At 70.3% G+C, this 16,595-nt stretch carries 18 protein-coding genes; 7 read left to right on the top strand and 11 right to left on the bottom strand.

Annotation, left to right across the window (positions count from 1 at the left end; translation table 11 throughout):
- The first annotated feature begins 89 nt into the window (after positions 1 to 89).
- On the top strand, positions 90 to 1,496 hold the full coding sequence (locus ABH940_RS04655; RefSeq protein ID WP_370061347.1) for a glutamate decarboxylase: 1,407 nt from the start codon (positions 90 to 92) through the stop codon (positions 1,494 to 1,496).
- Positions 1,497 to 1,503: 7 nt separating this feature from the next.
- On the opposite strand, the gene ABH940_RS04650 is transcribed toward ABH940_RS04655, so the two are convergent.
- From ABH940_RS04650 to mca, 3 genes are all read right to left on the bottom strand, one after another.
- A complete protein-coding gene (locus ABH940_RS04650; protein ID WP_370061349.1) occupies positions 1,504 to 2,610 on the bottom strand; it encodes a HoxN/HupN/NixA family nickel/cobalt transporter in 1,107 nt (368 codons plus the stop codon).
- A 133-nt stretch (positions 2,611 to 2,743) separates the two neighbouring features.
- Positions 2,744 to 2,959, bottom strand: coding sequence for a hypothetical protein (locus ABH940_RS04645; protein WP_370061351.1), 216 nt, complete (start codon positions 2,957 to 2,959; stop codon positions 2,744 to 2,746).
- Positions 2,960 to 2,971: 12 nt separating this feature from the next.
- Positions 2,972 to 3,859 carry a mycothiol conjugate amidase Mca gene (mca, locus tag ABH940_RS04640; protein ID WP_370061353.1) on the bottom strand — a complete coding sequence of 296 codons (888 nt, stop codon included), beginning with the start codon at positions 3,857 to 3,859 and terminating at the stop codon, positions 2,972 to 2,974.
- A gap of 107 nt (positions 3,860 to 3,966) precedes the next feature.
- Between mca and ABH940_RS04635 the strand changes: the two genes are divergently transcribed.
- Complete coding sequence (locus tag ABH940_RS04635; RefSeq protein ID WP_370104390.1) at positions 3,967 to 4,464, top strand: DUF4307 domain-containing protein; 498 nt, start codon at positions 3,967 to 3,969, stop codon at positions 4,462 to 4,464.
- A 119-nt stretch (positions 4,465 to 4,583) separates the two neighbouring features.
- On the top strand, positions 4,584 to 5,081 hold the full coding sequence (greA, locus tag ABH940_RS04630) for a transcription elongation factor GreA (RefSeq protein ID WP_370061357.1): 498 nt from the start codon (positions 4,584 to 4,586) through the stop codon (positions 5,079 to 5,081).
- A 70-nt stretch (positions 5,082 to 5,151) separates the two neighbouring features.
- On the opposite strand, the gene ABH940_RS04625 is transcribed toward greA, so the two are convergent.
- The 3 genes from ABH940_RS04625 to ilvA form a co-directional block, all read right to left on the bottom strand.
- Positions 5,152 to 6,018 carry an ABC transporter permease gene (locus tag ABH940_RS04625; RefSeq protein WP_370061359.1) on the bottom strand — a complete coding sequence of 289 codons (867 nt, stop codon included), beginning with the start codon at positions 6,016 to 6,018 and terminating at the stop codon, positions 5,152 to 5,154.
- Complete coding sequence (locus ABH940_RS04620; protein WP_370061362.1) at positions 6,015 to 7,091, bottom strand: ATP-binding cassette domain-containing protein; 1,077 nt, start codon at positions 7,089 to 7,091, stop codon at positions 6,015 to 6,017. Before ABH940_RS04620 ends, ABH940_RS04625 begins: the two co-directional genes overlap by 4 nt.
- Positions 7,092 to 7,249: 158 nt before the next feature.
- Positions 7,250 to 8,467 (bottom strand): threonine ammonia-lyase, encoded by a 1,218-nt coding sequence (ilvA, locus tag ABH940_RS04615; RefSeq protein ID WP_370061364.1) that lies wholly within the window; start codon positions 8,465 to 8,467, stop codon positions 7,250 to 7,252.
- Positions 8,468 to 8,549: 82 nt separating this feature from the next.
- Between ilvA and ABH940_RS04610 the strand changes: the two genes are divergently transcribed.
- Positions 8,550 to 9,050: a MarR family winged helix-turn-helix transcriptional regulator gene (locus ABH940_RS04610; RefSeq protein WP_370061366.1), complete on the top strand. Its 501-nt coding sequence runs from the start codon at positions 8,550 to 8,552 to the stop codon at positions 9,048 to 9,050.
- 58 nt (positions 9,051 to 9,108) lie between these two features.
- Here ABH940_RS04610 and ABH940_RS04605 read toward each other — a convergent pair whose 3' ends face one another.
- Positions 9,109 to 10,272 carry a cystathionine gamma-synthase gene (locus tag ABH940_RS04605; protein WP_370061368.1) on the bottom strand — a complete coding sequence of 388 codons (1,164 nt, stop codon included), beginning with the start codon at positions 10,270 to 10,272 and terminating at the stop codon, positions 9,109 to 9,111.
- Between the two features lie 66 nt (positions 10,273 to 10,338).
- Entirely contained in the window at positions 10,339 to 11,082 is a 744-nt protein-coding gene (locus tag ABH940_RS04600; RefSeq protein WP_370104388.1) for a phosphotransferase, read from the bottom strand.
- Positions 11,083 to 11,198: 116 nt separating this feature from the next.
- On the opposite strand from ABH940_RS04600, the gene ABH940_RS04595 reads away from it, so the two are divergent.
- Both ABH940_RS04595 and ABH940_RS04590 read left to right on the top strand, forming a co-directional pair.
- Positions 11,199 to 11,489: a hypothetical protein gene (locus tag ABH940_RS04595; protein ID WP_370061372.1), complete on the top strand. Its 291-nt coding sequence runs from the start codon at positions 11,199 to 11,201 to the stop codon at positions 11,487 to 11,489.
- A gap of 9 nt (positions 11,490 to 11,498) precedes the next feature.
- Entirely contained in the window at positions 11,499 to 12,524 is a 1,026-nt protein-coding gene (locus ABH940_RS04590; RefSeq protein ID WP_370061374.1) for a septum formation family protein, read from the top strand.
- A gap of 91 nt (positions 12,525 to 12,615) precedes the next feature.
- Here ABH940_RS04590 and ABH940_RS04585 read toward each other — a convergent pair whose 3' ends face one another.
- Together ABH940_RS04585 and ABH940_RS04580 are read right to left on the bottom strand one after the other, a co-directional pair.
- Entirely contained in the window at positions 12,616 to 13,821 is a 1,206-nt protein-coding gene (locus tag ABH940_RS04585; protein WP_370104386.1) for an Ig-like domain-containing protein, read from the bottom strand.
- Between the two features lie 251 nt (positions 13,822 to 14,072).
- Complete coding sequence (locus tag ABH940_RS04580; RefSeq protein WP_370061377.1) at positions 14,073 to 14,417, bottom strand: hypothetical protein; 345 nt, start codon at positions 14,415 to 14,417, stop codon at positions 14,073 to 14,075.
- A 114-nt stretch (positions 14,418 to 14,531) separates the two neighbouring features.
- On the opposite strand from ABH940_RS04580, the gene ABH940_RS04575 reads away from it, so the two are divergent.
- Entirely contained in the window at positions 14,532 to 14,777 is a 246-nt protein-coding gene (locus ABH940_RS04575; RefSeq protein WP_370061379.1) for a hypothetical protein, read from the top strand.
- Between the two features lie 418 nt (positions 14,778 to 15,195).
- On the opposite strand, the gene ABH940_RS04570 is transcribed toward ABH940_RS04575, so the two are convergent.
- Positions 15,196 to 16,587 carry a cystathionine beta-synthase gene (locus tag ABH940_RS04570; protein WP_370104384.1) on the bottom strand — a complete coding sequence of 464 codons (1,392 nt, stop codon included), beginning with the start codon at positions 16,585 to 16,587 and terminating at the stop codon, positions 15,196 to 15,198.
- Positions 16,588 to 16,595: the final 8 nt, after the last annotated feature.

Below are 16,595 nucleotides of genomic sequence, written 5' to 3'. Positions count from 1 at the left end.
CAGTCAACGGCCCCATCGACCGCCACCGGCCCGCCACCAGCCATCAACGGCCCGTCACCGGCTATCAACGGCCCGCAAGGAGAACCGGCATGCCACTGCATCAGGGACGCAACGGACACCACAAGCTGCACCTTCCGCCGCTCGTCGGCGATCCCGACATACTGGGCGCGATGGAGCAGCTCGTCCCCAAGGGCCACCTCGGCGAGATGCCGCTGCCGCCCACGGTCGCCCAGCGCCTGATCCGCGACGAGCTGATGCTCGACGGCAACGCCCGGCTCAACCTCGCCACCTTCGTGACCACCTGGATGGAGCCGCAGGCCCAGGAGTTGATCGCGGAGTGCCTCGACAAGAACATGATCGACAAGGACGAGTACCCGCAGACGGCCGAGGTCGAGCGCCGCTGCGTGTCGATCCTGGCCGACCTGTGGCACGCGCCCGATGTGTCCAAGGCCGTCGGCTGCTCCACCACCGGCTCCAGCGAGGCCTGCATGCTCGCCGGGCTCGCCCTCAAGCGCCGCTGGATGATCCGCAACAAGGACCGCTACGCGGCGGGCGCGAAGCCCAACCTGGTGATGGGCGCCAACGTCCAGGTCTGTTGGGAGAAGTTCTGCAACTTCTGGGAGGTCGAGTGCCGACTCGCCCCGATGGAGGGCGACCGCTACCACCTGGACGCCGAGTCGGCGCTGGCCCTGGTCGACGAGAACACCATCGGCGTGGTCGGCGTCCTCGGCTCGACCTTCGACGGCAGCTACGAGCCGGTCGCGGAGATCTGCTCGGCGCTGGACGACCTGCAGCAGCGGACCGGACTCGACATCCCCGTGCACGTGGACGGTGCGTCCGGCGGCATGATCGCCCCGTTCCTCGACCCCGACCTGGTCTGGGACTTCCGGCTCCCGCGCGTCGCCTCGATCAACACCTCCGGCCACAAGTACGGCCTGGTCTACCCGGGCGTCGGCTGGGCGCTGTGGCGGGACGCGGAGGCGCTGCCGGAGGAGCTGGTCTTCCGGGTCAACTACCTGGGCGGCGACATGCCGACCTTCGCGCTCAACTTCTCACGCCCCGGCGCGCAGGTCATCGCCCAGTACTACGCGTTCCTGCGGCTCGGCCGCGCCGGCTACACCGCTGTGCAGCAGGCGACGCGTGACGTGGCCCGTCGGCTCGCCGACGGCATCGAGGAGATCGGCCCGTTCCGGCTGCTGACGCGCGGCGACGAACTGCCGGTCTTCGCGTTCACCCTCAAGGACGACGTGACGAACTTCGACGTCTTCGACGTCTCCCGCCGCCTGCGGGAACGCGGTTGGCTCGTCCCGGCGTACACCTTCCCGGAGAACCGGACCGATCTGGCGGTGCTGCGCATCGTCTGCCGCAACGGCTTCTCCCTGGACCTCGCCAACCTCCTCCTGGAGGACCTCTGCAGGCTCCTCCCGGAGCTCCAGTCCCAACCGGCCCCGGCCAGCAACATCGGCATCCAGCCGCGGACCGGCTTCCACCACTGAGTTGTGACTAGTCCTCGACCGCGACGGGCACCGTCGCGGTCGAGGGCGTCCACTTCTCCTCGACACGGGCGAAGCGCCAGATCAGCAGTGAGACGGCCCAGGTGACCACGAACAGGCCGACGATCACGAAGCCGACGTTGTTGAGGTTGAGCCCGGCGATCCAGCCGATCACGCCGCCCGTGATGTTCAACTTCTGTGCCAGCAGGCCCACCAGCTCGATGCCGCCGATGAGCACGGCCACCGCGACCGACAGGCCGGTGATGGTGATGTTGTAGTAGACCTTGCGGACCGGCCGCGAAAAGGCCCACTCGTAGGCGAAGTTCATGAACGAGCCGTCGATGGTGTCCAGCAGCGACATGCCCGCCGCGAAGAGGATCGGCAGCGTCAGGATCGCGTACCAGGGCAGCGAGAAGGCCGACGCGCCGCCCGCCAGGACCAGCAGCGAGACCTCCGTCGCGGTGTCGAAGCCGAGGCCGAAGAGGAAGCCCACCGGGTACATGTGCCACGGCTTGTCCACGGCCTTGGTGACCCGGCCGAGAATGCGGTTCATGAAGCCGCGCTTGCTGAGGTGCTCCTCGAGCTCCGCCTCGCTGTAGCTGCCGGACTTCATCCTCCGGAACACCTTGACGATGCCGACCAGCACCACCGCGTTGATCACGGCGATCAGCATCAGGAAGACCCCGGAGACGGTGGTCCCGACGGTGCCGGCGACGGTCTGCAGCGTGGAGCTGCCGTTCTGCACCTGGCCTGCCAGCGCGCGGACGCCGAAGGAGAGCAGCAGGCAGAGACCGAAGACCACGGACGAGTGGCCGAGCGAGAACCAGAAGCCGACCGAAAGCGGTCGCTGCTTCTGGCTCATCAACTTGCGCGTGGTGTTGTCGATCGCCGCGATGTGGTCGGCGTCGAAGGCATGGCGCATCCCCAGCGTGTACGCGGTCAGTCCCATGCCGAGGCCGAAGAACTGCCCGTTCACGTTGTAGTGGCGCGGGGCGACGATCAGGAGGAGCACCCCCCAGCCGACGATGTGCAGGGCGGCCACAAACGCCGCCATGCCACCGAGCCGGGCCCACTCGCCTCGGGTCAGAGCTCCCCTGATACGCGCGATCGTCCCCATGCGACACCCCTCCTGGATCCGTACTGCCGATCCAAGGTAGGGGCTGGTCATATTTAGTTGCAAGTCGTTCGCAATAACGAGTGAAAGGCAGGAACCTTGCCGCAGAAGGATCGGCCTCGCTTCGGCGGAGGGGTTACTTCTCCGCCGAGACGCTCGCTACTGCCGCCTCACCGGCCTCCGGCTCCTCGGCGAAGTCGACCTTGCCCAGGGAGCGGTTCATCGCCTTCAAGATCCACCAGGTGCCCGCGCCGAGCGCGGCGAAGATCAGGAAGCCGAGGATGCCCGGGGTGACCTTGTTCTCGTCGAGGGCCAGCAGAACCGTGGCAGCGGGGTGCATCGCAGTGTTCACTCGTCCATCGTCTCAGGAGGCGTTCGGGATCTTGGCGGCGATCCCCTCGAAGAGGTCGTCCTCGGGCAGCGAGGAGTCGACCAGGGAGCGCGCCAGCTCGTAGTCCTCGGTCGGCCAGACCTCGCGCTGGAGCTCCAGCGGCACCCGGAACCACGGGCCGTCCGGGTCGATCTGGGTGGCGTGGGCGAGCAGCGCCTTGTCCCTGATCTCGAAGAAGTCACCGCAGGGAACGTGGGTGGTGATCTCGCGCGGGGTGCGGTCGGACTCCTCCCAGCGGGCGATCCACTCCTTGTAGGGGGACTCCATGCCGCGCTCGTTCATCGCCGCGTCCAGGGCCTTGATCCGCGCCAGCGAGATGCCCTGGTTGTAGTAGAGCTTGAGCGGCTGCCACGGCTCGCCGGACTCCGGGTACGCGTCCGGATCACCGGCGGCGTCGAAGGCGGCCATGCTGATCTTGTGGGTCATGATGTGGTCCGGGTGCGGGTACCCGCCGTTCTCGTCGTACGTGGTGATCACGTGCGGACGGAACTCGCGGATCAGCCGGACCAGCGGCTCCGCGGCCTCCTCGACCGTCTTCAGCGCGAAGCAGCCCTCGGGGAGCGGCGGCAGCGGGTCGCCCTCCGGCAGCCCCGAGTCGACGAACCCCAGCCAGGCCTGCTTGACGCCGAGGATCTCCCGCGCGGCGTCCATCTCCTTGGCGCGGACCTCGTGGATGTTCTCCTCGATCCATGCGTCGCCCTGGAGCTTCGGGTTCAGCACCGACCCCCGCTCGCCCCCCGTACAGGTGGCGACCAGCACGTCGACGCCACGCGACACGTACATCGCCATGGTCGCCGCACCCTTGCTGGACTCGTCGTCCGGATGCGCGTGCACTGCCATCAGTCGCAACTGCTCAGTCACTGCCCCTGTGCCCTTCGTCTTCGGTACCGACTCCTATAGTGACGGACGAGGGTGTGCGGTTGATTCCGCGAGGAGCCCCCGTTGCCCCTGAAGGAGGCCAAAGTCCGATGGCGGATACAACCCAGGGCGTACGCCCCGCCGAGCAGCCTGCCGACGACCGACCTGCCGACGGGCAGCCCGCCGAGCAGCCCGCCGAGCAGTCCGCCGGCCGGCCCGGCACCCCGCTGCGCCCCCCGGCCGGCCGCTACGGCACCCGGGACGTGGCGAAGGCGCGTCGCCGCGGCAAGCGCATCTACTACGTGACCGTCAGCCTGGCGCTCGCGCTGGTTGCCGCCATCGCCTACAAGTACATCTCCGGCTCCTCCGTCAGCGGCGAGGTGCAGACCTTCCAGGTGGTCTCCGCCCACGAGGTGCGGATCACCCTGGATGTGAGCAAGCCCAGCGGCCAGGCCGCCAGCTGCACCGTCCGCTCCCGCGACGAGAACGGCAGCGAGGTCGGCCGGGTCACCGTCGCCATCCCGGCGAGCGGCGGCGAGCAGCTCGCCACAGTGCTGCTGAAGACCACCTCCCGCGGCACCACCGGCGAGCTCGTCGGCTGCTCCTGAGTCCACGCCCGAGGGGTCGGACTCCTGACTCCTGGCGTCGGAATTGTTAGGGTTGGGGTTTCGCCCGTTCCCACCGGACGGGCGATGATTTGTATCCCCAGTACCTACGAGGAGCACCAGTGACCCAGACCAGCGACAACGTCACCTGGCTCACCCAGGAGGCGTACGACCAGCTCCGTGCCGAGCTGGAGCACCTGTCGGGTCCCGCACGCACCGAGATCGCCCAGAAGATCGAGCAGGCCCGCGAGGAAGGCGACCTCAAGGAGAACGCCGGCTACCACGCCGCCCGCGAAGAGCAGGGCAAGATGGAGCTGCGTATCCGCCAGCTGACCCAGCTGCTCGAGCGCGCCAAGGTCGGCGAGGCCCCTGCGGACAACGGCGTGGTCGGCCCCGGCATGGTCGTCACCGTCGCCTTCGACGGCGACAAGGACGACACCATGAACTTCCTGCTCGGCTCGCGCGAGGCGGCCTCAGGCGACCTGGAGACCTACTCCCCGCAGTCGCCCCTGGGCCGCGCCATCGACGGCCGCAAGGTCGGCGACGACGTGACCTACGAGCTGCCGAACGGCCGCAAGGCGAACGTCACCATCATCGAGGCCAAGCCCTACACCGGCTGACGTCCGCCTCGCCGCATCGTTCCAGGTACCGCTCCGCACCCCACGCCGACCCCCGGCAGACCACCCGGGGTCAGCCGGTGGCGGAGCGGTACCTGCGTACGGCCAGCCACGAGAAGACGGCCATGATCAGCAGCGACCAGCCTATGGACACCCAGACCGCGTGCTCCATCGGCCAGACCTTGGCCGGGGCTCCCGTCGGGTTGCCGAAGAGCTCACGGCAGGCCTGCACGGTGGCGCTGAACGGGTTCCAGTAGGCGATCGCCTGGAGCCAGCCCGGCATGCCCGCGACCGGCACGAAGGCGTTGGAGACGAAGGTCAGCGGGAAAAGCCAGATCAGCCCGGCCGAGGTGGCCGCCTCGGGGCTGCGCACCGAGAGCCCGATCAGCGCGCCGATCCAGGAGAAGGCGTAGCCGAGCAACAGGAGCAGCCCGAACGCGGCCAGGGCCTTGGGGACGCCGTTGTTGATCCGCCAGCCGACGATGAACGCGACCACGGCCAGCACCAGCACGGTGAACCCGGTCTGCACCAGGTCCGCCCAGGTACGGCCGACCAGCACCGACGAGCGGGTCATCGGCAGCGAGCGGAACCGGTCGACCAGGCCCTTGGTCATGTCCTCCGCGAGCCCGGCCGAGGCCCCGGCCACCGCGAAGGTGACCGTCTGCGCGAAGATGCCCGCCATCAGGTACTGCTTGTAGGCGTCGGCCCCGGCCGCCCCGCTCATGCCGGGCACCGCGATCGCGCCGCCCATCACGTAGGTGAAGAGCAGCACGAACATGACCGGCTGCATCAGCCCGAAGACCACGATCTCGGGGATCCGGGTCATCCGCCGCAGGTTGCGCTTCGCCACGACCCAGGAGTCGTGCGCCATCTGCCCGAGGCCGCCCTTGGCGGGACGCGGCAGCGCGCCCGTGGCGAGGGCGGAGGTGGTCACGGTCATACCCGGGCCTTCTTCCTGCGCGCGTCGGCGCCCTCGTCCCCGTCCCCGGACGGGCGCTCGCCGTCGGCGGAGCGGTCGCCGGAGCCGTCGCCTGCGCCCGCCCCGGAGCCCGTGCCGGAGTCGTCGTCCTCGCTGAAGGTGGCGTGACCGGTCAGCGAGAGGAAGACGTCGTCCAGCGTCGGGCGGCGCAGGCCGATGTCGTGGATGACGATGTCCCGCGCGTCCAGCTCCCGGATCACGTCGGCCAGCACCCGCGCGCCGCCGCTGACCGGGACGGTGATCCGCCGGGTGTGCGGCTCCAGCGTCGCCTCGCCGATGGCGAACGGCGCCAGCGCGTCCATCGCCACCGTCAGCACCGCCGGATCGTTCACCACGACCTCGACGCGCTCACCGCCGATCTGCGCCTTGAGCTGGTCGGCCGTGCCACGCGCGATCACCTTGCCGTGGTCGACCACGGCGATGTCGTGGGCGAGACGGTCGGCCTCCTCCAGGTACTGCGTCGTCAGCAGCAGCGTGGTGCCCTCGGCGACCAGCGTCTCGATGACCTCCCACAGCGCCATCCGGTTGCGCGGGTCGAGGCCGGTGGTGGGCTCGTCCATGAACATCACCGGGGGCCGCACCACCAGCGCGGCTGCCAGGTCGAGGCGGCGGCGCATGCCGCCGGAGTACGTCTTGGCGATGCGCCCGGCCGCGTCGGTGAGGTTGAACCACTCCAGCAGCTCCTTGGCGCGGGCCTTCGCGTCGCGCGCGGACATCTGGTAGAGCTCGCCGACCATCTGGAGGTTCTCCTGGCCGGTCAGGTACTCGTCCACGGCGGCGTACTGGCCGGAGAGGCCCATCAGGCTGCGTACCTCGTTCGGATGTTTCAGCACGTCGACGCCGGCGACCGTGGCCCGCCCCGCGTCGGGCTTGAGCAACGTCGTCAACACGCGGACGGTGGTGGTCTTCCCCGCGCCGTTCGGGCCCAGCAGCCCGAGCACGGTGCCCTCCGGCACGTCCAGGTCCACGCCGTCGAGCGCTCGGACGTCACCGAAGGTCTTCACCAGACCCTCGGCCGTGATCGCCCCTGTCATCGGCCTCGCCTCCCGCCGGGATCGTCACAGGTTCTCCCAGCCTCACCCGTTTGCGATCCTTTGGCACCTCGGACGGTGTGTGGATCACTCCCGGACAGGCTGCTCACAACCTACGGCACAGCACTGACAATCCGGCGGGCTTTTCCGCAGGTGCGGCACTACGCCTGGCTCAGCACCCGATAGCCCTCGGCGCGCAGCTCAGCGACGACCGCCGCGCAGTGCTCCGGGCCCTTGGTCTCCAGCCGCAGGTCGACGTCCGCCTCGCCGAGGCCGAGCTTCGGGTCGGTGCGCACGTGCGCCACGTCGACCACGTTGGCGTCGGTGCGGGAGAGCACCTCCAGCAGCCCGGCCAGGACGCCGGGGCGGTCGTTGATCCGCAGCCGCAGCGACATGTAGCGGCCCGCCGCAGCCATGCCGTGGCGCAGCACCCGCTGCATCAGCAGCGGGTCGATGTTGCCGCCGGAGAGCACCGCGACGACCGGGCCCTCGATCTCGTCGCCGTGCTCCAGCAGCGCCGCGACCGTGCTCGCGCCCGCCGGTTCGACCACCAGTTTGGCCCGCTCCAGGCAGAGCAGCAGCGCCCGTGCCAGCGCGTCCTCACTGACCGTCAGCACCCCGTCGGCGAGCTGGTTGATGATCTCGAAGGGCACGTCGCCCGGGCGGCCGACCTGGATGCCGTCGGCCATGGTCGCGAACCGGTCCAGCGTCACCGGCCGTCCGGCGCGCAGCGACGGCGGGTAGGCCGCCGCGCCCTCCGCCTGGACGCCGATCACCCGCACGTCCGGCCGCACGGACTTGACCGCCGCAGCGATCCCGGCCAGCAGGCCGCCTCCTCCGGTGCCGACCAGGATGGTCCGCACCTCGGGGCACTGCTCCAGGATCTCCAGGCCGACCGTGCCCTGCCCGGCGATGATGTCCGGGTGGTCGAAGGGGTGGATGAAGACCGCGCCGGTCGTCTCCGCGTACTCCAGCGCGGCGGCCAGCGTCGCGTCGAAGTTCTCGCCGACCAACCGGACGTCCGCGCCGTAGTCGCGGGTCGCGGCGACCTTCGGGAGCGGTGCGACGACCGGCATGAAGACCGTCGAGCGGACGCCCAGGGTGCTCGCCGCCAGCGCCACGCCCTGCGCGTGGTTGCCCGCGCTGGCCGCGACCACGCCCGCCGCCCGCTCGACCGGCGACAGCCCGGCGATCCGGACGTACGCGCCACGCAGCTTGAACGAGCCGGTGCGCTGGAGGTTCTCGCACTTCAGCTGAACGGGCGACCCGATCAACTCGGAGAGATGGCGGCTGCTCTCCATCGGAGTGACCCGAGCGACCCCGGCGAGCATCTTGTGTGCGCCGCGGACGTCGTCAAGGGTGATGGGCCAGACGCTCATAGGGTTCAGCCTAGGGCCTGGCGGGGCTAGGCTCGGAAAGCTCAGTCGAACGAGAGATCGCGATTCTCCGATGCCAACGCCGATGCCCGAGAACGACCGCCTCGACCCCGCGGAGGGGCCCGCCGATCCCGGCACCCCTGCGGATCTGCACGACCAGTTGCAGTACCAGGTGGCCATCTTCGCCCGCCGGGTCGAGCAGGCACGCATCGGCGGCCTGGGCGAGCAGCGCAACTCGATGGACCGGGCGGCGTTCCTGCTGCTCAACCGGCTCAACTGGAGCGGCCCGGTGGGCGTCAAGGCGCTGGCGCAGGCGATGGGCATCGACTCGTCGACGGTCACCCGGCAGGTTGCGCCGCTCGTCGACTGCGGCCTGGTGGAGCGCGTCCCCAACCCGGACGACGGCCGCGCGGTGCTGCTGGAGCTCTCCGAGCAGGGCCGCGCCCGGCTGGAGGAGGTCCGGGCCTCGCGCCGGGAGCTGATGCGGATGCTGACGGACGACTGGTCCGAGGAGGACCAGCAGGCCTTCTGCACCCTGCTGACGCGGTTCAACCTCGCGATCAAGGCGCATCACCGGACGTCCTGACCAGCCCTGACCAGCCCTGACGTCCGGCGGCACGCCGGATGTCGTACGAAGGCGCGCGTCAGCCCAACGCGCGCTGCAGGTCGCCCAGCAGGTCGTCGACCGACTCGATGCCGACGGAGAGACGGACCAGGTCGGCGGGGACCTCCAGCGCCGAGCCCGCGGCGGAGGCGTGCGTCATCCGACCCGGGTGCTCGATCAGCGACTCGACGCCGCCCAGCGACTCGCCGAGGGTGAAGAGCTGGGCACGGTTGCAGACCTCGACCGCCGCCTCCTCGCCGTCCCGGTGCCGGAACGACACCATGCCGCCGAAGGCGCGCATCTGCTTGGCGGCGATCTCGTGGCCGGGGTGCTCCGGCAGACCCGGGTAGAGCACCTGGGCGACCTTCGGGTGGCCGGTCAGGAACTCCGCGACGCGGGCGGCGTTGGCGCTGTGACGGTCCATCCGGACGCCCAGCGTCTTGATGCCGCGCATCACCAGCCAGGCGTCGAACGGCCCGGCGACGGCGCCCATCGCGTTCTGGTGGTAGGTCAGCTCCTCGCCGAGCGCGGCGTCGTCGGTGACCAGGGCGCCGCCGACCACGTCGGAGTGGCCGCCCATGTACTTGGTGGTCGAGTAGACGACCACGTCCGCGCCGAGCGCCAGCGGCTGCTGCAGGTAGGGGCTCGCGAAGGTGTTGTCGACCACCAGCAGCGCGCCGGTCTCGTGCGCGATGTGGGCGAGCGCGGCGATGTCGGCGATGCCGAGCAGCGGGTTGCTGGGCGTCTCGGTCCAGATCACCTTGGTGTTCGGACGGATCGCGGCGCGCACGCTGGCCGGGTCGTGGGTGTTGGCGACGGACCACTCGACGCCCCAGCGGCTCAGCACCTTGGCGAAGAGCCGGAAGGTGCCGCCGTAGGCGTCGTTGGGGATGACGATGTGGTCGCCGGGCTTGGTGACCGTGCGGAGCAGGGTGTCCTCGGCCGCCAGTCCGGACGCGAAGGCGAGGCCTCTCCGGCCGCCGTCCAGCGCGGCGAGGTTCTCCTCCAGCGCGGTGCGGGTGGGGTTGGCGGAGCGGCTGTACTCGTAGCCGCCGCGAAGTCCGCCGACGCCGTCCTGCTTGTAGGTGGAGACCTGGTAGATGGGGGTGACCACCGCCCCGGTCTGCGGGTCCGCCTCCTGACCGGCATGGATGGCCAGGGTCTCGAAGGCGTAGTGCTGCTGGTGCTCGCTGTGCTCGCTCATGAGGCCTGAGCGTAGTCCGGGTTGGTCGCGTGACGCCTGATCTGGGGCGACTCCACAAACTTCGGCCTAGGTCAACTCCCAGACCCGGCGGTAGAACGCCGTGCGCACCGGATCGGGGTCGACGCCGTAGGCGTCGAGCAGCAGCGCGTCCCACCCGGGGCCGTAGTTCCACTCCAGGCTCCAGGTCGCCACGGCCAGATCGGCCCAGCGGTTGGCGACACCCAACCGGTCCAGGTCGACGTGTGCGGAGAAGCTGCCGTCGGGGTGGATGAGGGTGTTGGGCGAACACGGGTCACCGTGGCAGACCACCAGCCCGTCGACCGGCGGCGGGTCGGCAAGCTCCGGGTGGGCGGCCGGGTCGACGCCCGCGTCGGCCAGGCGGTCCGCGACGGACCAGGAGAACGGGCAGTCGTCCACCGGCAGCCGGTCGTGCAGCGCGCGCAGCCCGACTCCGATGGCGCGGACGGCGGTGGCCGGGTCGGCCGTCCAGCGCGGCGCGACCGCGCTCTCCCCCGGCAGTCCGGCGGTGACGAGCCACGCGCCGTCGGCGTTCCCGCCCGCATCGAGCACCTTCGGCACGGTCACGTACCGGGCGGCCCAGCGCAGGCGCACGGCCTCCGCGTCGAGGCTCAGGCCGGAGCCGGTCGGTGCCCACTTCACGAAGGTCCGCGCCTCCCCCTCGCCCAGTTGGAAGGCCACTCCCCCGGCCAGGTTGACCCAGACCGGCGTGACCGGCAGGTCCCCGGCGAGCGCCGCGACGGGCGCGGGGACGGCGACGGGGGTGACGGGCAGTCCCGAGGAGACGGTCATCTGCGCATCGTGCCCGCACGGCCCGTCGGCAAGCCACCGTATTTCCGCCGCCACCCCAGGATCCGGCGGGCGCCGACCCCTCGACTCGTGCCACAGAATGTGCCCCGCTATGAGGTATGGCCACATCGATCGAAGAACCCATGCAGAACGCGGTCGACACCCGTCGCGTCGCCCAGACGGCGATCGCCCTGGCCGTCCGCGAGGCCCGCGCTGCGGACTGGTCCTGGGACCGCATCTCCACCGCCCTGGGCGGCTCCCCCAACGGCGAGACCCTGCGCCGCAACTTCGGCGGCGAGGCCGGAGGCCGCCTGGAGCAGCTGATCCCCTTCGGGGCGAGCACCGCTCGGCCGGGCACCGCCCGGGCGACGTGCGCCGAGTGTTCGATGCGACGCCGAGCCATCGGCTAGTCTCACGCGGTGACCCTGACTCCCGCTCCGCCGGCCGCCGGGCAGCCGACCGTTCCGGTCGAACGCCCCAGGACCAGCGCCGCCGCCGTCATCGCCCTGATCGCCGGGGTCCTGGCCCTGGTCCCGGTGGCTGTCGTGCTGGGGATCGTCGCGCTCTTCCGGACCCAGCGCCGGGGACTGCGCGGCAAGCGGCTCGCGGTCGTCGCACTGTCGTTCAGCGCGGCGTGGACCGCGCTGGCCATGATCGGGATCATCGGCACGGCGGCCTACGTCGGGTCGCAGTCCGGACCGGTGGAGACCTTCTCGACCGGCACCTGCTTCAGCTACAGCGACGGCGTCGACGCCAACTCCGGGGTCGACGTCGACGCCTGCGGCAAGCCCCACGACGGCGAGATCGTGGGCGTCTACGGCCTGGGCGGCAGCTTCCCCGGCGCCTCGGCGTCCGAGGTGCAGTCCGCACTCGGCTGCGTCCGGACCGCGGCCCAGGTCGTCGCCGACCCCGGCGGGTTCGGCACCGCGGCCCGGCTCAACGTCTACTTCCCGCCGTCGCAGGCGGCTTGGGACTCCGGCATCCGCTCGGCCACCTGCGTGCTCAGCAACGCCGACGGCAGCGCGCTGACCGGCGACGCGCGCGACGGAAGCAGGCTGACGGCGCAGCAGAAGCAGGTGCTGGCGCTCACCGCGGAGTCGGTGCTGCTGCGGATGAAGCTCGACTACCTCCCCAGCGCGCACTGGCAGATCGCCGCAGCCCTGGAGTCCCGCCTGGCTGCGGTCGACCGCAGCGAAGCGCCGGCGCTGCAGGGCCTCGCGGCCCAGTCCCCTGGCGGCGCGAACGCGGACGGCCTTCCGTCGCTCCTCGCCGCGCTGGCCGAGGCTGAGTCGACCGAAGCCGGGCACGCGAGCGCGAACGCGACGGCGACGACGAGCGCGGCGGCGTGGCAGCGGATCTCGAACGCCCGCACCGCGACGGACCAGGCCGCGGAGAACGCATACGCGGATCTGCGCACCGGCCTCGGGCTCAGCGACCCGGACTGAGCAATCCGGACTGAGCAACCCTTTGCCGAGAGGGGAGTTGCAACCGTCGGGGCCCGCGCCCCGCACGGTTGCGACTCCCCCGCCCGTGCAGCTAGACCGCGCTGCCGGCCTTCCAGCTGGCCCAGTCCACGTTCCAGCCGTTGAGGCCGTTGGACGGGTCGACCGTGCGGTCGCCGGAGTTACGGACCACGACCACGTCGCCCACCATCGAGCTGTTGTAGAACTGCGCCGCGGCCGTCTCCGGGTCGCCCGCGCCCCGGACGTCATGGAGGCCGACGCAGCCGTGGCTGGTGTTAACGACGCCGAAGATCCCGGAGGACCAGTAGTTGCCGTGGATGAACGTGCCCGAGTTGGTCAGCCGCTGGGCGTGGGGGACGTCGGGGATGTCGTACTCGCCGCCGAGGTTGACGGTGCGTGAGTCCATCCGGGTCTGCAGCAGCTTCTCGGATATCACCATCGTGCCCGCCCAGGTGGTGTGCTGGGGACTGCCGCCGGATATCGGGAAGGTCTGGGTGACCTTGCCGTCGCGGGTGACCGTGAGCTGATGGCTGGACAGGTCGGCGACGCTGGTCTGGCTGCGGCCGATCGTGAAGGTGGCCGTGCGGGTCTGGGTGCCGAAGCGGTCCGGTGCGCCCTGGACGTCCTTGAGCGCGATCTTCACGGTGACCCTGGTGCCGGGCTTCCAGTACTCCTGCGGGCGGAAGTCGATGCGGTTGTCGCCGAACCAGTGGCCGACGATCTCGACGGGCGGCTGCGAGGTGACCGTGATGGCCCGCTGCACCGCCTTGCGGTCGGTTATGGGGTTGTCGAAGCGGATCGAGACCGGCATCCCCACGCCCACCGTGGCCTTGTCGTCCGGCGTGTAGGTGCCGACGAAGGTCTTGGCCGGCTTGCCGGTGGTGAAACCGGCGGCCGTCGTGCCGCTGGTGCCGGAGCTGTCCTTGGCGAGGGCGGAGACCTTGTACGAGGTCAGCGACGACAGCGGGGCGTGGCTCGTCCACGCGGTCCGTTCGGCGTTGAGCTGACCGGGTATCTGCCTGCCGTCGGGGCCGGTCAGTGTGACCGACTCCAGGGTGCCCTGAGCAACCCTCACGCTGACCGGGACGGTCATGTCCGCACCGGTCGTGCCGTCCTTCGGGGTGATGGTCACCGAGGCCTGGGAGGCCTTGGGTGAACTGCCGCCGGACCCCGATCCGGAGCCGGAACCTCCGCCGGTGCACGCCGCAAGCAGCAGCACCGGAGTCCCCACCATCCCGGCCACCACCGAACGCCGGGTCCACTGTGCCGCCGTCGTCATGCCGCCTCACTCCTGCCCTCGACCGTCGCTTCTTTCGCCTCTCGGCACATCACCCTAAAACGGACAATTGAAAGAAGCCCAATCCGGACTTTCCAGGCCAAGCACAACGGATCCGGCAGCAAGCGGCAACAGGCGAACGGATGATTCGACGGAGCGTCACCAACCACCCGCCCGCCAACAGCCAGGAGGAGGGCCCACTCAAGGCCCTCCTCCTGGCCCTGCTCGGGCCCTGATCGAGCCCTACTCGCGGCTTACTCGTCGTCCTCGCCGAGCAGCTCCCAGTCCTCGTTCTCCTCGTCGTAGTCGACCGGCTGGGTCTCCCAGCCCGCCTCGGCGAGCTCGACGCCGGGGATGGCCTCCAACATCGCCACCGGGTCGATGAAGTGGGCGATCGCGCCGCTGGGGTCGACGTTGATCGCCTCGACCGCCTCCGCGCGCTCGTCGTCCTCGAGGTACCCGTCCTTCTCGACCTGCTCAAGCGCCGCTGCCTGCAGCGCCTTCTCATCCACGATCTCCACGATCAGCTCGATCTGGAGGCGGATGTACCGCGGTCCGCCCTCGTCCGGCAGACCGGCCGCGCTGCTCTCAGTAGTCATGGCCCGAGCCTATCCAAACCCGACGACGCTGATTAGCATCGTTCGCGTCGGTACTGGCATGGTCAGTGCAGGAGCACAGCGACGTACGACGCACCTCAAGGAACGGGAGCGCCCGTGGGCGGCCGTCACCTCACCACCACCGCGGTAGCCGCGGGAATCGGCATCGCCGCCTCGGTGGCGCTCATCCCCTTCGCCTCCGCCGCCGCGCAGGGCGACAACCCCACCCACGTACAGGCCGTGACGACGGCAGCGGCCGTCCAAGGGGCGACCCGGGCGCCGGACGCCGTCCCCTACATCGGCGGAGCGGCGGGCTTCCTGCTGGCCGGTGCGGGCCTGATCCTGGTCCGCCGCAACACCTGACGCGGCGTCGGGCGTTCGAACAGCACCAGCTGCAGAAAGCACCAGCAGGGCCGGCCCGATGGGCCGGCCCTGCTGTCTCCGTCCATCCCCCACCCGGGAATGCGGAGCTGGTGCCGCGGGGCCGCCGCACCCCGTCGGCGTAACCGACAGGGGCGGGACGACGGCGTTCCCCGCGGGCGGACGCGGCCAGCCGGGTCAGGGCCGTCCGACGCGTCCTGGTGGCCGCGGGATCCGGGAGCCGCTCCGGACCTTCGCCGCCACCACGCTCGGCTTTCTTGCCGTCGAGAAGAACAATGCCGGAGCCTTGTTAACCACGTGCTGCCGGAACATGACGCCTACGTACCGTTTGAACTTATTTCTCGATCCTGCGTCCGGCTCACGTCGGCGGGCTCAGGTCTCCGAGCTCACTTTGCCGAGCTCACTTCTCCGACATGAACGTCAACAGGTCCTGGCGGGTCACGATGCCCTGCGGCTTGCCCTCGACCAGGACCACCGCGGCGTCCGCATGACCCAGCACCGCCATCAGGCTGGTGACGGACTCTCCGGAGCCGACCACCGGCAGAGGCGCGGACATGTGGGCGCCCAGCGGGTCGTCCAGACCGAAGGACTTGGCGAACAGACCCTCCAGCAGGTCGCGCTCCACGATGGAGCCGATGACCTCGCCCGCCATGACGTCCGGGTGACCGGCGCCCTGGGAGACGACCGGCATCTGCGAGACGCCGTACTCGCGCAGGATCTGAACCGCCTCGCCGACCGTCTCGTTCGGGTGGACGTGGACGAACTGCGGGATGCCGCCGTGCTCCAGCGCGTCCTTGCGGACCAGCACGTCGCCGGCGACGGCCTCGTCGCCGCCCTCCTCCAGGAAGCCGTAGTCCTGCATCCAGTCGTCGTTGAAGATCTTGCTCAGGTAGCCGCGCCCGGAGTCCGGCAGCAGCACCACGACGACGTCGTCCGGACCGAGGCGCTTGGCCACCTCCAGCGCGGCCACGACGGCCATGCCGCAGGAGCCGCCGACCAGCAGGCCCTCCTCCTTGGCCAGGCGGCGGGTCATTTGGAAGGAGTCCTTGTCGGAGACCGCCACGATCTCGTCCGCGACCGTGCGGTCGTAGGCGGTCGGCCAGAAGTCCTCGCCGACGCCCTCGACCAGGTACGGACGGCCGCTGCCGCCGGAGTAGACGGAGCCCTCCGGGTCCGCGCCGACGACCGTGACCTTGCCGTCGGAGATGTCCTTCAGGTACCGGCCGGTGCCGGAGATGGTGCCGCCGGTGCCGACGCCCGCGACGAAGTGCGTGATCCGGCCGTCGGTCTGCTCCCACAGCTCGGGGCCGGTGGACTCGTAGTGCGAGGCCGGGTTGTTCGGGTTGGAGTACTGGTCCGGCTTCCAGGCACCCGGCGTCTCCCGGACCAGGCGGTCGGAGACGTTGTAGTAGGAGTCCGGGTGCTCCGGCGCGACCGCGGTCGGGCAGACCACGACCTCGGCGCCGTAGGCGCGCAGGACGTTGATCTTGTCAGTGGACACCTTGTCCGGGCAGACGAAGATGCACTTGTAGCCCTTCTGCTGGGCCACGATGGCCAGGCCGACACCGGTGTTGCCGCTGGTCGGCTCGACGATGGTGCCGCCCGGCTTGAGCGCGCCCGAGGCCTCGGCGGCCTCGATCATCTTCATGGCGATGCGGTCCTTCACGGAGCCGCCGGGGTTGAAGTACTCCACCTTGGCCAGGACCGTGGCGGAAATGCCTTCGGCCACCTTGTTCAGCTTGACCAGGGGGGTGTTCCCGACCAGGTCGATGATCGAGTCGTGGTACCGCACGGGGTCCT

This window comes from Streptacidiphilus sp. BW17, assembly GCF_041262485.1.
Lineage (GTDB): Bacteria > Actinomycetota > Actinomycetes > Streptomycetales > Streptomycetaceae > Streptacidiphilus.
The sequence above is the reverse complement of the archived record's forward strand: the minus strand, read 5'-3'. Positions and strand labels throughout refer to the sequence as shown.

Excerpts from the sequence above, each read along its gene's own strand:
- ABH940_RS04585 (WP_370104386.1), bottom strand. The coding sequence starts at position 13,821 with ATGACGACGGCGGCACAGTGGACCCGGCGTTCGGTGGTGGCCGGGATG.
- ABH940_RS04625 (WP_370061359.1), bottom strand. The coding sequence starts at position 6,018 with ATGACCGTGACCACCTCCGCCCTCGCCACGGGCGCGCTGCCGCGTCCC.
- ABH940_RS04655 (WP_370061347.1), top strand. The coding sequence starts at position 90 with ATGCCACTGCATCAGGGACGCAACGGACACCACAAGCTGCACCTTCCG.
- ilvA (WP_370061364.1), bottom strand. The coding sequence starts at position 8,467 with ATGAGCGTCTGGCCCATCACCCTTGACGACGTCCGCGGCGCACACAAG.
- ABH940_RS04580 (WP_370061377.1), bottom strand. The coding sequence starts at position 14,417 with ATGACTACTGAGAGCAGCGCGGCCGGTCTGCCGGACGAGGGCGGACCG.
- ABH940_RS04620 (WP_370061362.1), bottom strand. The coding sequence starts at position 7,091 with ATGACAGGGGCGATCACGGCCGAGGGTCTGGTGAAGACCTTCGGTGAC.
- ABH940_RS04635 (WP_370104390.1), top strand. The coding sequence starts at position 3,967 with ATGGCGGATACAACCCAGGGCGTACGCCCCGCCGAGCAGCCTGCCGAC.
- ABH940_RS04605 (WP_370061368.1), bottom strand. The coding sequence starts at position 10,272 with ATGAGCGAGCACAGCGAGCACCAGCAGCACTACGCCTTCGAGACCCTG.
- ABH940_RS04650 (WP_370061349.1), bottom strand. The coding sequence starts at position 2,610 with ATGGGGACGATCGCGCGTATCAGGGGAGCTCTGACCCGAGGCGAGTGG.
- ABH940_RS04595 (WP_370061372.1), top strand. The coding sequence starts at position 11,199 with ATGGCCACATCGATCGAAGAACCCATGCAGAACGCGGTCGACACCCGT.
- ABH940_RS04610 (WP_370061366.1), top strand. The coding sequence starts at position 8,550 with ATGCCCGAGAACGACCGCCTCGACCCCGCGGAGGGGCCCGCCGATCCC.
- ABH940_RS04600 (WP_370104388.1), bottom strand. The coding sequence starts at position 11,082 with ATGACCGTCTCCTCGGGACTGCCCGTCACCCCCGTCGCCGTCCCCGCG.